The organism is Streptomyces thioluteus, from assembly GCF_039535865.1.
In genome coordinates this window covers 1-20,667 of sequence record NZ_BAAAXZ010000080.1, presented here as the reverse complement: position 1 = coordinate 20,667, position 20,667 = coordinate 1, and the positions used below count along the sequence as shown (strand labels likewise).

General features: G+C 67.9%; 8 protein-coding genes and 4 pseudogenes. 6 read left to right on the top strand and 6 right to left on the bottom strand.

Going from position 1 to position 20,667, the window contains the following annotated elements; translation table 11 throughout:
• Nucleotides 1-350: 350 nt before the first annotated feature.
• Complete coding sequence (locus ABD794_RS10485) at nucleotides 351-1,067, top strand: gamma carbonic anhydrase family protein (protein ID WP_344962575.1); 717 nt, start codon at nucleotides 351-353, stop codon at nucleotides 1,065-1,067.
• Nucleotides 1,068-1,150: 83 nt separating this feature from the next.
• A pseudogene (locus ABD794_RS10480) lies at nucleotides 1,151-2,134 on the top strand (class I SAM-dependent methyltransferase); the annotation flags it as partial.
• 166 nt (nucleotides 2,135-2,300) lie between these two features.
• Here ABD794_RS10480 and ABD794_RS10475 read toward each other — a convergent pair.
• Nucleotides 2,301-2,840 (bottom strand): annotated as a pseudogene (locus ABD794_RS10475) (transposase); the annotation flags it as partial.
• Between the two features lie 38 nt (nucleotides 2,841-2,878).
• Between ABD794_RS10475 and ABD794_RS10470 the strand changes: the two are divergent.
• The 3 genes from ABD794_RS10470 to ABD794_RS10460 all read left to right on the top strand — a co-directional run bounded on the left by ABD794_RS10470 (nucleotide 2,879) and on the right by ABD794_RS10460 (nucleotide 5,992).
• Complete coding sequence (locus tag ABD794_RS10470) at nucleotides 2,879-3,751, top strand: alpha/beta fold hydrolase (protein ID WP_344962590.1); 873 nt, start codon at nucleotides 2,879-2,881, stop codon at nucleotides 3,749-3,751.
• A gap of 152 nt (nucleotides 3,752-3,903) precedes the next feature.
• The gene (locus ABD794_RS10465) at nucleotides 3,904-5,505 is read left to right on the top strand and encodes an IS1634 family transposase (RefSeq protein WP_344961949.1); all 1,602 of its coding nucleotides are present in this window, start codon (nucleotides 3,904-3,906) and stop codon (nucleotides 5,503-5,505) included.
• Between the two features lie 109 nt (nucleotides 5,506-5,614).
• A complete protein-coding gene (locus ABD794_RS10460) occupies nucleotides 5,615-5,992 on the top strand; it encodes a nuclear transport factor 2 family protein (protein WP_344962573.1) in 378 nt (125 codons plus the stop codon).
• A gap of 72 nt (nucleotides 5,993-6,064) precedes the next feature.
• On the opposite strand, the pseudogene ABD794_RS10455 reads toward ABD794_RS10460, so the two are convergent.
• The 5 genes and pseudogenes from ABD794_RS10455 to ABD794_RS10435 form a co-directional block, all read right to left on the bottom strand.
• A pseudogene (locus ABD794_RS10455) lies at nucleotides 6,065-6,835 on the bottom strand (helix-turn-helix domain-containing protein); the annotation flags it as partial.
• 74 nt (nucleotides 6,836-6,909) lie between these two features.
• The gene (locus ABD794_RS10450; protein ID WP_344962571.1) at nucleotides 6,910-8,013 is read right to left on the bottom strand and encodes a hypothetical protein; all 1,104 of its coding nucleotides are present in this window, start codon (nucleotides 8,011-8,013) and stop codon (nucleotides 6,910-6,912) included.
• Between the two features lie 146 nt (nucleotides 8,014-8,159).
• A complete protein-coding gene (locus tag ABD794_RS10445) occupies nucleotides 8,160-8,348 on the bottom strand; it encodes a response regulator transcription factor (RefSeq protein ID WP_344962588.1) in 189 nt (62 codons plus the stop codon).
• Nucleotides 8,349-8,707: 359 nt separating this feature from the next.
• The gene (locus tag ABD794_RS10440; protein WP_344962570.1) at nucleotides 8,708-10,075 is read right to left on the bottom strand and encodes a winged helix-turn-helix domain-containing protein; all 1,368 of its coding nucleotides are present in this window, start codon (nucleotides 10,073-10,075) and stop codon (nucleotides 8,708-8,710) included.
• Nucleotides 10,033-10,833 (bottom strand): MalT transcriptional regulator family protein, encoded by an 801-nt coding sequence (locus tag ABD794_RS10435; RefSeq protein WP_344962568.1) that lies wholly within the window; start codon nucleotides 10,831-10,833, stop codon nucleotides 10,033-10,035. Before ABD794_RS10435 ends, ABD794_RS10440 begins: the two co-directional genes overlap by 43 nt.
• Before the next feature lie 263 nt (nucleotides 10,834-11,096).
• Here ABD794_RS10435 and ABD794_RS10430 point away from each other — a divergent pair.
• Nucleotides 11,097-11,643: pseudogene (locus ABD794_RS10430) on the top strand (TerD family protein); the annotation flags it as partial.
• Nucleotides 11,644-20,667 lie beyond the last annotated feature (9,024 nt).

The window sequence follows — 20,667 nt, the reverse complement described above, 5'->3', positions numbered from 1 at the left end:
CGGTAGAGCCGGTCCCACCTGTCGCCGCGGTGTCCCTCCGGAACGTCGCCAACTCCCCGCGGACTCAGTAGAGATGGCATGGCCGTAGAGGTGCAGGGGATGGCGCACGATGAGCTCATGGGACTCCCGGCCGCCGTCCCGCTCGCCGTAGCCAATCGCGCGCTCAGTATCGGCCGGACCACCGGCTACGGCATGGCGAAGCGCGGGACTTACCCGGTTCGAGTACTGCGGTGCGGGAGGCGGTACCGCGTCACCCGGTACGACCTGCACCGCTACCGCGGACTCGCCGAGAGCGATGCTGCCAAGTGCCGCGTCAGCCAACGTTCGCCCCGTAGTGCCTCAGATCGCGGGTGGCACAGGTCTCGGCGAACGCGACGTCCGAAATCCGCCAGCATGCTCGCGGTTCGTCGGCCGAGAATCCGCTCGTGATCGTTGCAGCGCAGGGAATCCGCATCCGGCATCGCGGGCATGAACCCCAGGTCCATCCCACCGCCTACGTCGCCCCGACGGCCACGCTCGTTGGTGATGTCCGCGTGGGGCCGAGGGCGCGGGTGATGTACGGTGCGGTGCTCGATGCCGAGGGGTCCCGGATCGAGGTCGGGGAAGCGGCGTTGATCTGCGAGAACGCGGTGTTGCGCGGGTCTGCGGTCGCCGGCGATCAGCCGGTGCTTGTCGACGACCACGTCTTCGTGGGGCCGCATGCCACGTTGCTGGGCTGTGAGGTCGGCAGGTGCGTCTATGTGGCGACCGCGGCGACGGTCCTGCAGGGCGCGCGGTTGGGGGCCGGCTCGGTTGTCGCTGTCGGTGCGCTCGTCCATGCGCGCGCCGTTCTGCCGGACGAGTTCTTCGTGCCGCCGCACACCGTGGCGCTTGACGCGCCGCTGCGGCTGCTGGCCCCAGGCGATCCAGGTCTGGCAGAGGCCGTCGGGCGGGTGGGCTTCGCGCAGGTGGCGTTCGGCATCGATGCGGAGTGGACCGACCGGATCAGCCGGTACGAGCGCATCACGGAGGTGCGCGTCGCCGAGTTCGGCACGCACGCGGACGATGAGGTTCTGAATCTCGGCTAGTGCCGCATCAGCAACCCTTGTGCGGTGGTGAGGTGACGCGCCGCCCGGATTCCCCTCCGGCGCGCGTCCGGCAAGCTGTGCCGGTGGCAGAGCGCGTGCGGGTCCGTGGGATCGATGACGACGAGGGCAGGCGGCTGCTGCGGATCATCCGCAGGGGCACCGGGTCGGTGGTGACCTGGCGCCGCGCGCAGATGGTGCTGCTGTCGGCCCAGGGCAGGCCCGTGGCAAAGATCGCCAAGTCCAAACCGGCCGAACACGGCCTCCCGTTCTCGACCTGGAGCCTGGCCAAGCTGACCGACTTCCTGGTCGCCGAGGGGGTGGTCGACGACATCAGCCACGAGGGCCTGCGGGTCCTGCTCCGCGAGGAGGGCGTCTCCTTTCAGCGCATACTGACCTTTGCGCTTCAGGGTGACGATCGACACCGCACCGTCGCCTGGACCGCCGGGGTGGGGGCGTATGAGCTTGATCCCTTTTCACTCTTGCTGCTGGTCGGTGGTGCAGGGGCAGCTCAGGATGAGGGAATGAAGTCACGCACCACATCCCGCAAGGGGCAGTCGGACCCGGTAGCCGAGTCGGTCGCCATCTACAGTGGCCACGCTGACGACTACGCGGCTGTGCACGCTCCGAAGATGGCGGATCGTGTTGAGCGGTTCGCGGGCTCCTTGCCGGTGCCCTCGCTGATCCTTGACGCAGGGTGTGGTCCGGGCCGTGACCTTGCAAGGTTCCGGAAGCACGGACATGTGGTGCGTGGTGTTGACCTCAATCCGGTGTTCGTGGCGATGGCCAACGCCCACGCGCCTACCTCTGAGTGTGACCTGCGCGAGGTCGGGTCGCGGTTCCCGGCCGGAACATTTGATGGGATCTGGGCCTCCGCGTCGCTCGTCCACCTCGACGTGGCGGACGCGGTGGATGTACTGGGGCAGTTCGCCGGACTGCTGCGGCCCGAGGGCCGCATGTATGTGTGTCTGAGCGCCACCGGCAGCACGGGCTGGCTCGATGAACCGGACGGCCGACGGTGGTACACGGTCTGGGACCCGGACGAGCTCGCCGCCGCGGTGGCCGGTGCGGGCTTCACGGTCGACGGTGTCGACCGGGGTCCGTACGTCGAGGTCTGGGCGACCCGCAGCGGCTGACTTCCAGGTCGAGGCAGTGCACAATCAGTATCTTGAAGGTCTGGCGGACCGCATCGGGATGCACCATCCGGATGGAGACGGCCCTACTGACTTCGGCTGATCAAGGAGATACTGGTTGGTCGAGGTCGAGGCCGGTCCCGGTGATGAAGCCGTCAAGGGTGCCGGGGCGGTACTGGAGGCGTTTGAGTCGATTGCGGACGACGGCCTCCAGACGGTCGAGGGCCATCACGGCGAGGTTGGCCAGGCTGTGCTTGATGTGCGCCCACACACCCTCCACCGGGTTCAGGTCGGGCGAGTAGGCAGGGAGCAGGAACACCGTCAGCCGTTCGCGCTCTTCGATCAACTTTCGCATCGCGCACGAGACGTGGGTGTTGAGCCGGTCCCAGACCAGCACGATCGGTTCCTTGACGAGCTGGTGGACGCCGTCGATCAAGGCGATGAAGTCGCGTTCGCCCATGCTGCGGCGTTTGCCCTTGCCCGTAGGATGGGTGCGCAGGCGATGGCACAGTCGGGTGCGGGAGCCGGGCCGCCAGGCGATGAGCCCGGCCACCGACAGGCGTCCCGAGCGGCGCCCGCTGACCGTCACGACCGGTGTGTGGCCGCGCCGACCCCACGCGCGTCCCCGAGGCCGTCCGGCGGGTCGAAATCCGGAGGCGAAGCCGCAGTGCGATCGTTACGATCCTGATCGTGAGCACTCACCCTGCCGGTCCCACGTTCGTTCTGGTTCACGGTTCCTGCTCCAGTTCCTTCATGTGGGCGTCCGTCCAGCGGGAGTTGGCGCTGCTCGGGCGTCGCAGCTTCGCCGTGGACCTGCCGGGTCATGGGTTCGACGCGCAGTACCCGGTGGTCTATCAGGCGCCGCAGGATCTCGACGCCTGGGCGGCCGAGCCTTCGACGTTGGCCGGGGTCACCTTGCAGGACAACATCGACACGGTGGTGGACGTCGTCCGCCGGGTGGCCCGGTTCGGGCCCGTGGTGCTGGTGGGATCGAGCCTCGGCGGGACGACCATCACCGGAGTGGGCAACGCGGTGCCGGAGCTGGTCGACAGGCTTGTCTACATTTCCGCGTGGTCGTGCGTACGGCGATCCAGTCCCATGGAGTACACGCAGGAGCCCGAGTTCGCCGACAGCCTGCTGGGCCCGCTGGCCGCGCTGCACGTGGGCGATCCGGCCGGACTCGGCGTCGTGCGGGCCAACTACCGCACGGCCGACCCCGAGTTGCTCGCCGCTCTCAAGGCGGCGGTCATGGCGGACGGCACCGACGAGCAGTTCCGTGCCTTGCTCAACATCCTGCAGCCCGACGAGTCCCTCGCCGTGTTGGCGGCCGACGCCCGCGGACAGGCCGGCACCTGGGGAACGATCGCCCGTACGTACATCCGGCTCACCGGCGACCGCTCGATTCCGGTGGCGATGCAGGACCGGCTGATCGCCGAGGCCGACGCGCTGACGCCGGACAACCCCTACGACGTGCACACCATGGACACCAGTCACCTCGGCTTTCTCCTGCGACCGGCGGAGACGGCGGGCATCCTGGACCGGCTCGTCGCCTAGTCCCGAACTTCGCGGGTCGTTGATTCGTATGGTGTGACCGGTCCGGGAGTGTCCCGGGCCGGTTGTATCGCGTTGGTCCGGATGTGTCGATGACTTCCCGGTCCCCGCGGCCACGGTCTCAGCGTCAGCGCCTTGAAGTTGTGGTGACGTCCGTGGTGGAAAAGCGTCTGGGCGCTCTGCCTGTCGCTGCCGAGTTTCTGCGCCGGCTGGATGTCGCCGGGGTCGTCGATGAGGTGTGTCCAGGCGGTGCGAGCGCACATCTGACGCACGGGCAGGTCATCGAGGCGCTGGTGGCCAACCGGCTGACCTCGCCCGCACCACTGGTGCGGGTCGGGGACTGGGCCCGCACCTGGGCGGTGGAGGAAGTCTTCGGCATCACGCCGGACCTCCTCAACGACGACCGCCTGGCCCGCGCGCTGGACGCGATCGCTCCGAAGCTGGAGGTCATCGCGGGCACGGTCGGGGCTCGGGCGATCACCGAGTTCGGGATCGACGTCTCGCGGCTGCACTGGGACATGACCAGCATGTCCGTCCACGGCGCCTTCCCTGCCGAGGACCAGGACGAGCGGTACCCGCTCATCGCCTGCAACGGGCATCCCAAGGACCGGCGCCTGGATTTGAAACAGGTCCAGGCCGGGCTCGCTGTGTCCGCCGACGGCGGTATCCCCGTCCACTCCCGGGTCTTCGACGGCGCCGCGGCCGAGGTCAGCCAGGTCGTCGGAGCGATGAAGGACCTGCGGGCGATGGCCGGCACCAACACCTTTCTGATGGTCGCCGACTCCAAGCTGGTGTCCTACCCCAACATCACCGCCCTGCTTCAGGCCGGGGTGGAGTTCATCGCGCCCGTCCCGGCCGCGCAGATCAAGGACGAGGTCTACGCGGCCCTGGACCCTGAGCGGGCCGAGCCCGTCGACTGGGTGCCCGGGCGGGACGAGAGGAAACCCGAGGCGGAACGGGAGACCTACCGGGTCCTGGAGGACACCCACACGCTGACCGGCCGCCGCAAGAGCGACCCGGCGCTCACGGTGCGCCGGATCCTGGTCCATTCCACCGCGGTTGCGGCCGGCCAGCGGGCGGCCCGGGCCAAACGACTGGCCAAGGCCGCCGAAGACCTCGACAAGCTCACCGCCGCAGCGGGCGGACGGCACTACAAGACCCGGGAGAAGATCGTCGCCCGGATCGGTGTCGTCACGGCCAAACGCCGCGTCACCTCCTGCCTGCGCTGGCAGATCACCGAGGACGAGCACGGCACCCCCGGTCTTGCCTGGCACTTCGACCAGGACGTGCTGGAGGCCGAGGCAGCCGTCGACGGCTGGTACGCGCTCATCACCAGCGTCCCGACCGAGAAGGCCGGCCCGGCCCGGGTACTGATCCATTACAAGGGCCAGGGCGCAGTCGAACGGCGTTACCACGACTTCAAGGGCCCCCTCGCGGTCGCACCGGTCTTCGTGCAGCACAACCGGCGCGTCGCCGCGCTGATCCAGGTGATCTGCCTGGCCCTGCTGGTCTTCTGCCTGATCGAGCGACAGGTCAGACGCGCTCTGGGCCCCGACGAGACCATGGCCGGCCTCTACCCGGACAACCGCCGCGTCCGCCCCACCGGCCGGATGATCCTCTACCACCTCGGCGAACTCACCCTGCGGATCGGCAACGTCACCGACCCGCCAACCGTCCAGATCAACCGCGGCGTCCAACTCCACCTCCTCGACCTACTCGACACCGACATCGCACAAACCCGCTGGCCACAGACCTAAATCAGCGACCCGCGAAGTACGGGCCTAGTGCTGTGACCGGGATGGTCCACCGTGATCGGAAGGCGGCTCGCGGGACGAGCGCACGCGCAACGGCTGGTATTACTGGGGCATGCAGGAAGAGACGGCACGCTCCGCGATCGACACGTTCATCTCCGCGTTCAACGCCTCGGACGACAGCTATGTGACTGCCCTGCTCTCCCAGGCCCTGACCTCGGACGTGGTCTTCTGGGGGCCGTTGGGCCGCAGCGAAGGAATCGCGGCGGTCGAACGGTTCGTGCTGGACATCCGGCGCCACCCGGCGGGGACCGGCACGATGGTGCGCTGCTCGGAGGTGGACATGCCTGACGAGTGGGCCCGGTACCGGTGGGTCTTCACCACGCCGGATGGAGGCCCCCGCCTGGCGGGAACGGACGTCGTCCATCTGCGGCGGAGCCTCATCGACCAGGTCATCGTCTTCGCGGGGGAGATCGAGCCGTCCGCCTCCTGAGTCGTCCTTCTGTCGCTGTCCTTCTCGTGAACTTGTCCCTTTCGGCACTCCGGGGCTGTGGTTCGCGGTCGGTCAGGCTGCGGCGTTGAGGGGGCGTCCGCCCCAGCGGATGCCCTTCTCGCTGCGGATGCGGGCGCGTTCCTTGCGTTGGGCGGCACGTACGTCGGGGTGGTGGGCGTTGGCGTTGCGCCGGCGCAGGCAGCGGTGCAGTGCCTGGGTTTGCGTGGGGTGGCTGCGGTGGTGGGAGTTGGTCAGGGTGAACTGCCGCAGCGGGCCGAAGGGGGCCTCGATCGGGTTGGCCCAGGATGCCGTAGGTCGGGGTGAAGCACAGCTCGGCCTTGTTCTTCTTCGCCCGGCGGCGGATATCGGCGCCGGTGTGGGCGGAGAGGTTGTCCAGGATGATGTAGATCGGGGCGCCGTCGGGTCGGGCGGCGCGGATCGACTTCAGCGCGGCCAGGGTGTTGGCGGTGCCCTTGCGGCGGCGGTTGACGCCCCACAGGCGGTCGTCGCCCACGGAGTAGCAGCCGTGGAAGGAGGTGACGCCGTGGGTGCGGCGGTGCGCTGGAAGGTGATGCCGCGGCGCCGGGGCAGGCACCGTAAGGCTTCACGGCCGATGCGGATGACACGTCCGTGCACTTCCCGCAGGTAGGCGGCGAGTTTGCGGATCGACCAGCGGGTGAAGGGCTGGCCGAGCCTGGTGGGGCTGGTGGTGGCCGTCCGGATGACGAAGTCCTCGTCGTCAGGGGTGAGCAGGCGGGGACGGCCTCCCGCCCACTGAGGGTCCAGGCAGGCCAGGCCGATCTCGTTGAAGCGGTGGATCACGTCGCGCACGGTGTCCTCATCGGGAGGCGCCACTGCCCGCCTCTGTTCGATTGCGGCCGTGCCGAAGAGCGAGGACCAGCACCTTTGTCAGTCGGCTAGAAGAGACCCGTGCGCATGTGGTGCATGAGGTTCTCCAGGATCTCGCGCAGCCACGGGCGGCGGACGGTCGGCAACCGGACCAGCGTGTGCTGGAAAGTTCCCGGGTCGGCCCGAAACAGGTGGTGGGGACTCGGCGCGGGCGGGTCGTCGCGGAGCACGCCGTCCGGCATGGTCCCTGAGATGGGGAGGCGGAGGTGTTGCTCGGGGAAGGCCATCCACATCCACACCCCGAACGGCAGCGGCACCGGGTACGCCGATGCCGTCGGGCCAGCCGGGCTCCAGAGTTCCCCCGTCTGCGGGTGGGTCGGCACGATGACTATGTCGACGTCCGTATCGGGGACCGGCAGTCCGGGTCCGGCGAGGATGGCGCGCCGCGCTGGCTGGACCGCGGGCAGCAGGGCGTCGAGGGTGCGTTGGAACACTTCCTCGACCAGGCCGTGCGGGACAGCCACCGGCCGGCCGTCCGAGGCGGCCAGCAGGTGGGCCAGCGCCCGGCCGGCTGCCGCCTCCCACTGCGGGCTCCATGACCACCAGTGGTCCGGTCCGAGCAGCGAGCCCCATCTGGTGATCGGCACACTCGGGGGCGTGGCCTGCCCCTCCACCAAGAGTTCCGCCCAGGAGAGGATTGCGGTGTCGGCGTCGACGCGGAGACGGTGCACGGCGTCTGGCGCGAGCCAGACCGCCTGCCAGAGTGAGCAGTCGTCGATGCGGTTCGCCACGGGCAGGCCGCACGCCTCGCAAGCCATGTTGGGGCCGTCACTCCAGTCGAGGCCGCAGCAGTAGCCGCCGGCTTGCTCAGGAACGAGCACGGTGCCTCGGGTGTCCCCGGGTGCGATGACGATGGTGCCGGGTGGGCCGTCGGACAGGGCGTGGACCGGAGCGTGGATACCTCGGGCTGCCGCCTCGTCCGGATCGATCTCCTCCCACCTCCGCCACGGGTGCCCCCAGGGCTCCGGTTCGACGGCGAACGTGCCCGACTCCATGAGAACCGGGAGCTGAATCCCGTTCCCGTACTTCTGATGGGCGTGGGCCGGGAGCTCTACCTGGGACAGCGGGGTGGTCAGCCGGGCACCACACCCAGCACACACGAAAACGAACAAATATCCTCCGATAGGGAAGCGCAGGGCATCCTCGCAGCTCCGCGGCGGACCGGCCAACGTGTTTTTCTGCCCGTTCTCGTGGACAAAGCCACGACCACCAACCCGGCGAACCTGCGCGGTCACAGCACTGGCGACGGGCAGGCGGTTCAGAGAAGACCCAGCCGCTCCGCCGCCTCGACGGCCTCCCGGCGGCTGCAGACGCCCAGCTTCCGGTACAGCGACTTCACCTGTGTCTTGATGGAGTTGACCGTGACGAACTGACCCTTCGCGATGTCCTTGAGCTTCAGATGGCTCGGCAGGGCCGCCAGCACCTGTGCCTCGCGCGGGGTGAGCACCACGGCCGCCGCCGTACCGGAGGACGCGGCCTGCCGTGGCGCCTCGCACAGCAGCCCGTCCACGAACCGGGCGTGCGTGCGCCGCTCCGCGCGGTGCGTGCGCAGCAGCGGGCGGAGCCAGGTCCCGTTGTCGGCGAACGGCCGGTGGTACGCGACGGGCGCCGCCGCGTCGAGGGCCTGCTCCACCGCGTCGAGTGCCGCGTGCCGGGAGCCGCGCGTCCAGTGCGCGTAGGCGGCCTCGACGAAGACGTCCGCGCGCAGCGCCCCGTGCGCGCCGTCGCGGAGGAGTGGCCAGCGCAGGGTGTCGAGCGCCCCGTGCGGCTCCCTGCCGAGGGTCTGGGCCCGGGCCGTGACCACGGCTATCCGGGCGGACGCGGGCGGGCCGATGTCCGCGCCGCGCAGCCGGGCCCGTACCTGGTCGACGAGGCCCAGGCCCAGGGCGGCGCGGCACTCCGCCGCCAGCAGACGGGCACGGTAGGCCACCGGCGGTTCGTGCCGCTCCAGGCGGTCGCGGAGCGCGGCGAGGCAGTCGCGGGCCCGGTCCGGATGGCCTTCCGCCAGGAGGAGTTCGCCCTCCAGCAGGCCGGATTCCAGCATCTGCCCGTACCCCGGCCGTCCGGTCGCGGAGCGGAAGGCGCACAACATGGCCCGGGCCTCGGCGAGTTCGTGCCGCCACCACGCGCCCACCAGCCGGCCGCGAGGTAGACGGCGCACAACGGCTGCTGATGCGCCCAGCCCCGGGACTCGACGGTACGCAGCAGCTCGCGCGCGGCAGTCGTCGCCCCCGGGCCGCCCCGTCCCGATGTCCATCCGGAGGGCCACGAGCCGGCTGTGCAGCGCCGCGAACTCGATGCCCGCGCGCTCGGCCGCGGCCCGCGCCGCGCCGCAGGGTCTCGCGAGCCTCGCCGGCCCGTCCGCTCCACCACTGGAACTCGCCGAAGTACGGCAGGAAGAGGGCGGCCCGGGTGTCGTCGTCCAACTGGTAGGGCCGGTCCGGCAGGAAGAGGTGCTCCTCCGCCTCCCGGGCACGGCACAGGCTCGCCTCCACGCGCCCGTGGTACTGGTCGCCGACCATGCGGCAGAAGGCGATCAGCGCCGTCGCCGACGCCGGCTTCGCGGACACCTGCTCGAACAGCTCCTCCGCCCGCCGCAGTTGCCGCGAGACGTCCGTGCCAGGGTCGACCGCGATCCGGGCCACGGCGCCGAGCAGGACCGCGTGGGCGTCGCCCTCCGACCGGTGGTCCGGCACGGACTCCAGGACGTCCAGCACGGCGCGGGCCCGGCCGCTCCACGCACAGCCGGTAGCCGACCGAGCGCACCAGCTTCAGGCCGAGGCGGTGCCGGCCTCCCGCGACGGCCTGCCGCGCCGCCTCCAGGAGCCGGCCGTTGCGGCGGTACCAGTCGCACGCGGCCAGATGCACGGCCTCGATGCCGCGCCGCTCCGTCCGTTCGCCGAACTCGCTGCGCAGGAGCTCCCGGATGAGGGGGTGGTGCCGGTAGAGGACGGGACCGCCGGGCTCCCGCGGGTCGAGGGCCGTCAGCAGGTCGTACTCGGCCGCGAGGCGGTGCAGGATCGCGGCGGCCTCCGTGCGGCCGGTCAGCGCCTGGGCGAGCGACGGGCCGGTCTCGCGGACGATGCTGGTGCGCATCAGCACCTCGCGGCACTCCTCGGGCAGCCGGTCGATCACCTCCCGGCGCAGATGGACCAGGTCGAGCTGCTTGGGCATGGCGGCCAGGAACGGGCGTCGCCGTCGGGGAGCGTGGCCAGCGCCAGCCGCAGGGCCAGGGGCTGTCCACCGGTGCCGGACAGCAGCCGGCCGGCCTCCGCCTCGGGCAGGTCGACGGACCGGGCGGCGAGCAGCTCGCGCAGCTCCGGCATGCGGAACGCCAGCTCGGCGCTGCGGATTTCGGTGAGCTCCCCGCGCAGGCGCAGGCCGCGCAGGGCGAGTTCGGGAACGGTCCGTGCCGAGAGGACCAGGCGCAGCCGTTCCGGGGCGTGCCGGACGAGGCGGAGGACGAGGGCGGACGCGGGCCCGTCCGTCAGCTCGTGGAGGTTCTCGACGACGAGGACGACGGGGGAGGGGAGTTGGGCGAGCTGGTTGAGCAGTTGGGTCACCAGGCAGCCGACGGAGTCGGCCGAGGCGAGCGGCGGAACGGTCACCGCGAGCGGTGCCGCGCCCCCGACCCGCGCCACGGCGCCCCGCAGCGCCGCGATCAAGTGGGCGCACAGCCGCAGCGGATCGTCGTCCTCCTCGTCGAGCGTGAGCCAGGCCAGGGGGCCCGGCAGCCGCCCGCTCGTCCGGGCCCAGGAGGAGAGCAGCCAGTTCTTGCCCGACCCGGCCGGCCCGATCACCAGCGTGAGCCGCCCGGCGACGCCCCGGTCCAGCCGCTCGACGAGCCGGGGGCGGTGGATCGCGTGCGAGACGTCCGGCGGAACGAGCTTGCTGCTGATGACCAGGTCTGCCAGGGCGTCGTGGGCGTTCATCGCTCCCCATACGTGATCCACATACATGATCCACAACGGATGATGGGGGATGTTAGCAATGGGTCGAAAGGCCGTCGATTCCCGTATGTACGGTACATACTGATCGGTACTGTTCACTCTGCGTCAGCCCCGGTGCCCCTGTCGCGGTCCTCACGCTCCCCCAACACCAGGTCAGTATGGTTCCGGTATGCGCAAGCAATAAAATGGAGCGGAGGCGGCCGCGTGCGGCGCGGTTGCGGACGGAGCAGTTGCGGAGGAAGTTCATGGGTGTGCCCCTGACCAAGGGCGGCAACGTCTCGCTGAGCAAGCAGGCGCCCGGCCTGACCGCGGTCACGGTCGGACTGGGCTGGCAGGCGGGACCCGGGTACGACCTGGACGCCAGCGCGCTGCTGTGCGGCCCCGTCCGGGAAGGTGCTGACCGACCGGCACTTCGTGTTCTTCAACAACCTCACCAGCCCGGACGGTTCCGTCCGGCACGCGGGCAGCGGCGGTGACGGCGAGCAGATCCAGGTGGACCTGGCCGCCGTCCCGGTCGAGGTCGCGAAGATCGTCTTCCCGGTCTCCCTCTACGACGCCGAGCAGCGCCGCCAGAGCTTCGGCCAGGTGCGCGCCGCGTTCGTCCGCGTCGTGAACCAGGCCGACGGCCGGGAGATCGCCCGCTACGACCTTGGGGCCGGCGGCCTCGACACCGAGACGGCGCTGGTCTTCGGCGAGCTGTACCGGCACGGCGCGGAGTGGAAGTTCCGGGCCGTGGGCCAGGGTTACGCGGCGGGGCTGGCGGGCATCGCCACCGACTACGGCGTCGACGTCCTGCGCGAGACGCCGGACTCCGGCGTTTCCGCAGGCCGAACCCCAGCAGTTCCAGAAGCAGGCGGTGCCCATGTGGGGGGGGGGGGGGGGGGGGGGGGGGGGGGGGGGGGGGGGGGGGGGGGGGGGGGGGGTGACGCAGGCCCCCGCCGCGGTGCAGGCGCCCGCCTGCTCTTTCCGCTCCTCCCGCGGCCACGCCGACCGTCGTGCGGCGTCCGCCGTCGCTCCCGCCCGGTTCAGCCGGTCGCGGCGCCCCGTGGCCGTGCTTCTTCGACCCCGGCCACGGGCCCGGGCAATGCCTATGGTGACGTACTTCCGCCGCAGTGGGGCGTGCCCCGGCCGGTCCAGGCGTGCGGGCGGCTGCCGCGCAGCGGTGCAGACCACCGTTCCGCCGTTCTAACACCCCGTGCCGCCAGGCGGGAACGCCCCAGCAAATCGCAGCCGTTCAGCCGGTTCCGGCAGAGGCCAGGGCCCGCGTACCATGGCTACCCGTGACAGCAGCAGCAACAGCGGGCGGGGCCCCGCGGCTGGGGTGCATGGGCCGCGGCCGTGCGTGCGGGTCTGGTGTCGGCGGGTCGCACTGCTCAATCGAGGCGTTCGTACGACTGAACGGGGTCGTCCGGTTCACCGGCCGCAGAACTCGGCCTCGACGACCGGCTGATTGCGCCCATTCCAGTCCCGCCGTTGAAGTTGAACGTCAGGCGCGTGTCGCGCCGGGCCGCGGGGTGCGTGTCGAACGGTGTCGGCGGATATACGGATCCCCTGGAAGTTGCCGGCCAGTTGTGCCCCCACACCTCGACGTCAGCAGGAGATCTTGAGCCGGTTCTGAGGCCGCGGAGTCCGTAGGAAGAGGCGGAAGCGGGGCACTGGGCCGCGGAGTCGGAGCACGGTGTGTTCATCTGGGAGCTCCTCCAGCTGGCGCTGTTACTGAAAGAGCCCTCCGGAGAGCAGGGCTCGGTAAGGACCGGTTGAGAATCCCCGGGACAGTTGGAGATGATCTCAGGACGGCCGGCCCGCGAGGGACGGGGTTGAGGTCGTGTGGTACTTCGTACGTCGGTCGCCCCGCTTTTCGGGGCCCGAGAGTGGCTGCCGGTCAGGCGGTTCTAGGTAGGTCCGGCGCCGCTGTGGGCCCGCGGGCACGCGGCTCCGGGTGCCGCGGTCAGCGTGGGTGAGTCCGATTGTTGCAGGGGGCGGCAGGATGGCGCTGCTTCGAATCTCTTGGTGCTTACAGTCGGCCGGTGGGCCTTCCGGATCACCATTCCCTGGGCGAGGATGTAGTTGGTGTGCGGAGATAGCGCCACTCGTCGCCCGGATCGAAGTTCGGCCCGGGGTGGCTCATAGGCGATCGCGGACGATGCCGCTCGGTGTCCCAGTGTCGTATGCGGTGGCGGAGGAGAGCCGGTGCGAACGTCCTTCCGCTTGACAGCCTCGTGCGTCGGTGTTAGCGTGTACATAGTCCGCTTTTGTGGTGTGATAGGAGGGGTTGGGTGTGCGTGCAGCGTGAGTGCGCGGGCTTGCCGTGTCGTGGCCCGTTGCCCCGGACGACACGTGGCCCGCAGCCAGTGGTCGACGGTTGTCCGTCCAGGCGTCAGTTTCCCCTCGGCCTCCAGCTGGAGCACCACCGTGGGCTACGAAGGTCTTGGTGATCGACCGCCCGGAAAGCGTCCGGCCCGTGGCGATGTCGGCCGGTTGCGAGGTCGGGCGGTAGTGCCGCGGGCGGGCGGCCGGCCCAGGTGGTCGTGACCACCGTGTCGGCGGCCGCGATCCCCTCCGGGCGGTTCCGCCCTTGCGGCACCTCTGTCGATGGCTGCCCGGGGGGGTGGCAAGGTGTGGGGGGGTCCACGCGCTCCCGGGTGCCCGTCGCCGATGTCGCCGAGGCGGCATCGTGAAGACCGTGGGACAGTAAACTGCCGTTTGCGATCACGCCCGACAGCGCGCCGCAATCGTCTCGTGCGGGGTATGGCGCATGCTGTGTTGCAACGAAAGGGCTGCTGCCGAGGATCGGTGGGTGGCAAGAGATCCGGGGCCCGAGGTGATGTGCGGCGGAGCCCGCGCCGGGGGATCCCCTTACCCCCCTGTTCCCGCGGGGGTTAACCCCGCCCTGTTTCCCGCGAGGAAAGGGAAATTCCCGATCCGGCCGTCCGGATGCCATTGATCTGTCGTTCGCGGAAATTCGTACCCCTTTAAACTCGGTCCTGGGTTATAGAGGAGTCCAGTTATGCCGTGCCAGACGGACTCCGTAATTGGACGTCCGAACTGGGCGGTCGGGGCGGGACTATTACAGTCAGAGGTACTTGTCTAGACGGTAGTGCGCCAGCTGTCATCGGGGATGGTGGGATCATGTGTCCTGTGCCTATTTCGCAGCGACACGACGTGATGCGTGTCGGCGGGAGTCATCGTGGGTCTATTCGTTTACTTGAAAGAGAAGTGACATGGGAGACTATAGTGGCACGGCTAGGCTTCCTAAGGGATATTTAAGATCGATGGGCGCGGGGGTGCGTGAGTATCAGTGTCCTGTCGTGGTGTAGCGGATGTGGCCGCTCTTCCTAAGGTCAGGTTACAGGACCCACGTGTAAAGCGGGTTGAGCGCTGAACTCGAGACGTGGGGGGTGTTGAGCGGTAGAAGAGACGTATATCTGTGAAGAGACCAGCCGTCGCTCTGTGGGTGCCGGGGCTCTGCGGCCGTGGTTATTGCGGGAGTTTGGCCCCTTCCTTGGTGGCCCTCCCGTCCCCACTGCCTCTCTATGCTGCCCTCCTTGTTCCCTCCTCATGTAGCATCTTTAGCGATGCTTTACTGCTTGCGCTGGTCTTTCCTGGTGGTAATTGTGGGATGTGGTATACGTCTCGGAGCGTGTTCTTGCCGGAAGAGATTGTGGCCTCCTCCGCCTGGGTTCCCTGTTTCCCTTTTCAGTCTTGGGGTGCCGCTTCGCTGGGATTTGGCGTATTCGCGGGTCGGTGCGACACCGAGAGAATACTTAGGTTGCGGTGCTCGGCCAGGCATGACTGGGGCCGAGGGCGCACCTGATGACTTGGCTCACACACGTCTCGACGGTCGGCGGGGGGCAGGGCCAGGTCGTCACCGTCTACGCGCTGCGTTCGCCATCTCGGCCCATCCCTCGCGACGGTCACCGGCCGGCCTGGGTCGCGGCGCCGCGTCGTCCTGCTGAGCGTGCCGCCGCTGGTCTACCTGTGGGCACCGTCGGCGCGTGCATTGGTGGCGCTCCTCAACTGAACGCGCTGCTGCTGGGTCGCCCATGCGGGTCGCGGCCGCCGGCCACCGGCCTGTTTCTTGGCCCGTGGGCGCCCTTCGGGTGCCGCGCTGGTGACGCGGAGCGTCCGGTGGGGCGCGTGCCATCGCCATCCGTCCGTCTACCGGTTTCACCGCGGCGACGGCCTTCGCGTGCCCCCGTATCGGCATCCGCTTCGGCAGCCGCTTCGGCTGGCTGCGGCACGATGTGGTTCGGTCTCGGGCCTGGCCGGTCGTCGGCATCGTCGCCTGCTGACGCTGGGTGCCCCGCAACATCCCGACCCCGCCGCGGAGAGCCCTCGAGGCGTTTCGTGGACCGCTCGTCGCGACACCGCGTGCTGACCTACGCGCGCTTCCCGGACAGGCGCGGGTTGGGCAGATTCACAGGTGGGGGGGAACTCGAGGGTGCTACGTCCTCTACACCGTACATCCAGTGCGGGACGGGATAACTTTCGGTGACGGAGGCGGCCGACCGGGGCTCGGGGCGGCAAGACCGCCACCCATTGATGTTCGTCCTCTGTGTGGATCTCCATCGGTTGCGGGCAGCCTTTTTTTACACTCGCCGGCAATCGTGACCGTGACCGCAGTCGACGGGCCGCGGCGGGTCACTGGCCAATACTGCCGTGGGATCCTGGGTGGGCAATGCCGTACCTGGTCCGGTCGCCCTCGGTAGTGGGGAGGGTGTTTCACGGGTCGTTTCCCCGGTCGTCATTCGGCTTGCATCGCGTCGTCGCCAGGGTGACAGAGCGCTGTGCAGGCGATGAGCGACGCCCAGCAAGACAGCAAGCCAGGCTGATCGGGGGCTCAACCCGCCGCTGGCAGCTCGCGGCGGGTGCTGTTGGTCTCAGAGAGACTGGGGCGAACGAGATCGGGTCAGGTGTCCCTCGTAGGGTGCGTGAGGTGCCTAGTCGCGCCTGGAGGCGGTGCGGCGATCGGCCGGGTGCCCAGGCCTGTCGAGTGAGGAGGGGGTGTCAAAAGAGACAGGCCATAGTATTCGCTTACTCGCTCGGCGGGGGTACCATGCGGCGTTGCATTGACAGTGGGACGTCTTCGCCGATCTCCGAACTCGCCACCAGGGGGAAGTCTGATGCCAAAGCGGTCAAGGCGTCCATGCGATGGCGTGTGGTTGGCCCCGGCACAGTCCGCCGGAGGAGCGTGGGCGGTGGCCGTGGAATCGGTCGCCTGAATCTTTTCGACGAGCGAGCCGCGCGAGGCAGCCCGACGTACGGCAGTGGAGTACCGCAACAACGGCCAGTCTCCCGTTAGCCGGGGCGGAACGCGCCGGCGTCACGCGCAGGGGGGGTAAGCCGCTCGCGGCGCGGGGTGAAGGCAGGGTCGCACCGGGGGACCAACCGGGCTGGAGGCCCGTAGGAAACGTCAGGCGGGCGCGGGCTTTTTGGCGGGAGGGAGCAGGAGAGGAGGCGGCGTCGGTAAAAAAAAAGAAATCACTCGCGGTGACGGTCGTCCGTGGGGGGGTCAGAGTGGTGAGGCGAAGGGGGCCAAGGGTCACGTACCACACGGGGAGATGCGCCAGTGACGGTCCACGCACGATCTGCCACGGAACGACGCGGGTGTCAGACCACACGGGGGTCGGCGCCGCGGGCGGAAGGATTGTCGGGGGTGCGGGTGGGTCCAGGGGGTCGGGGTGTCGTGGTTTCGGGGGCCGGTCGCGGCGTAGAAGGAACCTGCAGGGCGGGCTCTAGTCCGAGGCCGTGTGGGGTTGTACCGCGCTTTAGCCGGTCTTCATGGTGCCTCGGTCTGAGCATGATGACTCTAGTTCGTGTTCGTCGCCCGCGGCCTGGTCATGGATGTAGTACGAGATGTTCCGGCAGATCACAGCCAGTGATAAGCAGCGCCGTCTAGGTAGCAGGGTGTGAGGAAGACGTGTGTAGAAAGAAGAGTACTGGCTGTTTCAACGTGTGAGCATTAACGCGCATTAGTGCTTTAAACGGAATGGCCCGTTCGAAACCAGAAGAGGACTGGTCTTCTCAATATCCTAGGCGATTAAAGCGGCGCCTAGGTCGAGTGGGCTGGGAGTGTGGGGGGTACATTGTGCGGCCGGGGGCGGAGAGTAAACAGGGAGTGGCGATGGAAGGATCGGTGCACAAGGACGGAATACGGGCGGCCGGCGAAAAGCGGGTGGGCGCAGATATAGTAGGAGGGGGGGAGGGAGCTGCCGGACGTGATGCAGCTGCGAAACAGGAGCGGGCGAGGGCCGGGAGGGGGGTCGTGTGACGTCGGCAGGGGGCGGGTGAAAGGGATCGTAGCTGGGGGGGGTGTGGGTAGTGTTCTACGACGCGCGGCTGAATGGGGGGTGGGGGGGGGGGGGGAGGGGGGGGGGGGGGGGGGAAGTAAGGCGTAGATCGGCGGGTCGGGGTGTGGCTGGACAGGGGGGTGAGAGGAAAGAAAAAGGGATGGGGGAAGCAAACGGGGAGACCGGTATGGCCCAGTACGGTGAGAGCGTGTAGATAGATGCATTTTGCCGAGCCACGCGGCAGACGCGTCACGTGAACGAAATGATCGAGGCAGGGGCGCGGAGAGGCGGGGTGGCGACAAAAGGGCAGGGGACGAAGGGGGGAAATAAGAGGGCCACGGGGGGGGGTTGTGGGAGGCATCTTGCAGCAGGGGGAGGGGGGAGCGAGCCAGGGGGAGACGAGGGAAAGACCGAGAAGGGAGGGGGAGGGGGGGGAGGCGGACCGTAGGGGGCGCGGGAGGGGGGAATGGGGGGGCAGGGTGAAGGAGGGGAGGGGGGCCGGGTGCGTGGGGGAAAGAATGGAAGAAAGAGATGGGACAAGGGAGAACGCACCAGGGGGAAAAGGAAGTCTGAGGAAAGATTAAGGAGAGGGTAGGCATTATACGGGCCTAAGACTCGCAGGGAGGGGGGAGGGAGAGAGGAAAGTGAGGAGAGAAGAGGTGGTTGGGGGCAAAAAGAAGGGTGAAGGAGGAGGGGGGACTGAAGGGAGAGAGGGAAGAGAAAGAGAGAGAGTGGAGCCGGAGAGAGGGAAGGAGAAGGGGGGCAGGGAAGGTGGAAGGGGGGGGGAAAGAGGGGGGGGGAGGGAGGGGGAATGGAGCGAAAAGGGGGGTGGGCCGGGGAGAGGGGGGGTGGGTGGGGGATGGGGCGGAAAAAGATGTGAGTGGCGAATGAAGAGAAGGGGAGGGGAGAGAAGAAAGGCATGAGGTGGGATAGAGAAATGATAGGTAGTCGTTTCCTTAATTGTTCCATTTCGTATGTTGACCATTTGCCTCCGTTTCTTCATTTATATGGTGGCGGCTTGGTCGTGCTTAGTTTTCGTTCCTGGGGTGGGGGGGATGGGGTCGAGGGGTTGACTGACCTGACCGTTCGCTACTATCTCTGCTTAGGAGCCAGGGGAGGTAAGGGGGAGCTGAGTGCGCTGGAGTTGGTTCATGGGGTTTCGTGGGCAGATGTAGCCGCTCTGTGGGGCTTGGGGGTGCAGGTGTACCCGGTCCAGTTACTAAAGTGCCGCACTGGGTCTATGATCTGAGGTGTATCTTTCTTTTTAGTCTTAGGCTTTATTCGCCTTACTATTTTTATCCTCTATCATCTGTTTCTTCGATTTGTTCATGTCTTTTTACCTGTCTTAGTTCTGGTTCCCTTCTGTTTCGCCTGCGTTTTACTGCGTCAATGTTACATCTTGACATGCTGTTTTTCCAACGTATAGTTACCTTTACTTCTTTTCTCGGCTGCATCGCTCCGTCACCAAAGTGTGTGCGATCGGGAGTGTGTGAGGGTGGTTGAACAAGGGGTGGGCTAGGCAGAAACGTGGTCCGGGAGTGGGGTCTGTAGGGCTGGGACGTGCTAAACGGCGAAGGGGGCAGTTAACCGGATGGTGCCGGGGGTGCGGACAGGAGGGTTCGTGAGGTGGCAGGCCTGGTCCGAATACTCGGAGAGAGGGGTGCGGGGAACGCGCAGGTAGGACCAGAGCAGTCATAGGCTGCGGCCGCGCTGGGTCGGAGACGGGGGTGGTCGGCCACGGTTAGGGGGCACAGGGAGGGGAGGTCTTTGGGAAGACGTCTCCAGTTTGGATAGGGGTGGCGTGAGGAGGTCCGTGGAAAGGGACTTGTCTCCGAGTAGCTTCTCGTGGGACGATTGTCGTAGAGCAGACGTGTGCGAGGGGTTTGAGGAGGGTCGTTGGCCGAGACGGAGAAACCTCAGTTCCAGGGTTCGTCCGATTTCGGCCGAAGCTTTTTCGGAGTTCCTGGCTGTCGCAAGTTCTGATCGTGAGCCGACGCCGTTGGTCCAGGTGACTCTCCAGCGGCCAGCCAGTACCTTTATTTTGAAGTTTGGTGTAGTAACGTGGTATCGCCCCGGTCTGGTCTCCTTGGACGGCCTCGAGTATCCGTCTGAGAAAAGCTTGCCAGGGAGGGTCGTCTTCGGCCATTCGGGGGTGTGGATTTCCGCGGCCACGTATCTTGACCACAGTGCAAAGGGTTGTTGATTTGGACGGAGTGGCCTCCTACTGTTGGGCGGTTAGACCGCGGGGGACAGGGTGGCGATGGCGTAGGTGGGGGGGGGGGGGGGGGGGGTCAGCTGGGCGGCCGGACGGTCGGTGCCCGTTGTGTTCGGTGAAGCGGTACTTCGGGGCTGCGCGATCGAACGGAAGTCTCAAGGGCGCCGAGCGGGGCGAAGAACGTTCGGGGTAGTCGCCATTTGAGGCGGACCGCCGAGCGGGATCAGCACGGACGTCGCCCGTAGTGGCCTCCGGTGTTCATAGAGGAGCCGATCTTGACCTCCCCCGCGTCAGGTAGGTCGTTGAGGGCCCTCGACAGTCGACCGTTCACGGTCGGGTAGGGTCTGTGTTGAACTCGGCGAGCGTACTTTCTTCAATCGTCCCGTCCTCGACTCAGGTTCGGTGCGATTGGTCAGGACACGTGATGTCCCGCCGAGGACGGCCGTCCGGGTTTACAGGGGCGGGCGCGGCGGGCGGTCTCGGTCCGGCGGTCCGCGGCCGCCGTCACGCACAAAAACCGACGCCGCACGCGGCCGCAGCGACGGTCGAGTCATCGTGGTGGCGAGGCAGGGGATGCGATGACGCTGCGATCGTCCGTCTTAAGGTCCCCCATGTGCCCAAGCTCCTTAGTCAAGAGATCACGCTCGGGCTCGGCGGTGTGGGTGACGGGCGACTATGGATCGAGCCGACGTCGTATAACAAGGCGGGGTAAGCTCGTGCATAACTCTCGCGATATCCGAAGTCGGTTACTCGGAAAGGGGGGAATCTTGAACGTGCAGTGGGGGCATATGGTCCGTAAGCCGGATAAAGAAAAGCCTGCGGAGGGGTGGTGCGTTCGTGGCTCAGGAATACAGGAAAAGGGTCGAGCGGTCAGGACTAGAACCGGGTTCACTGGTGGGAGTGTTCGCCTGGCCGTTTAGTTTGAGGGGCGTTGGGATCCGCAGCACGGACAAGGAGACCGGGAAGTCCTCCCGGGGCGCGAAGGAGCCGTACATGAAGGGGGGGAAAGTCGTTCGACGCTCGGCCGATGAGACGTGGAGGGCCAGATCACCGCCACAGGAGCGATGAAACCTGGCTGTCTGCTGCGGCGTGTCCAGGTCCCGCGGGCTAGTCGGGTCCACACCAGGGTCTGCTCGTAGCGGCCGAGTAGCCTTAATTCCCGGAACGGAAGAGGGGGTCCCTTATACCGTGCTAGCGTCAACGGAGTAACGCGACGTGGCCGTTAGGGACGGACAATGGAGAGGGGTAGGACGTGGCCTGTACACGGGGTAGCGTGCCGCGAAGACCATGCCGGCCACCTGGGCACAGGCG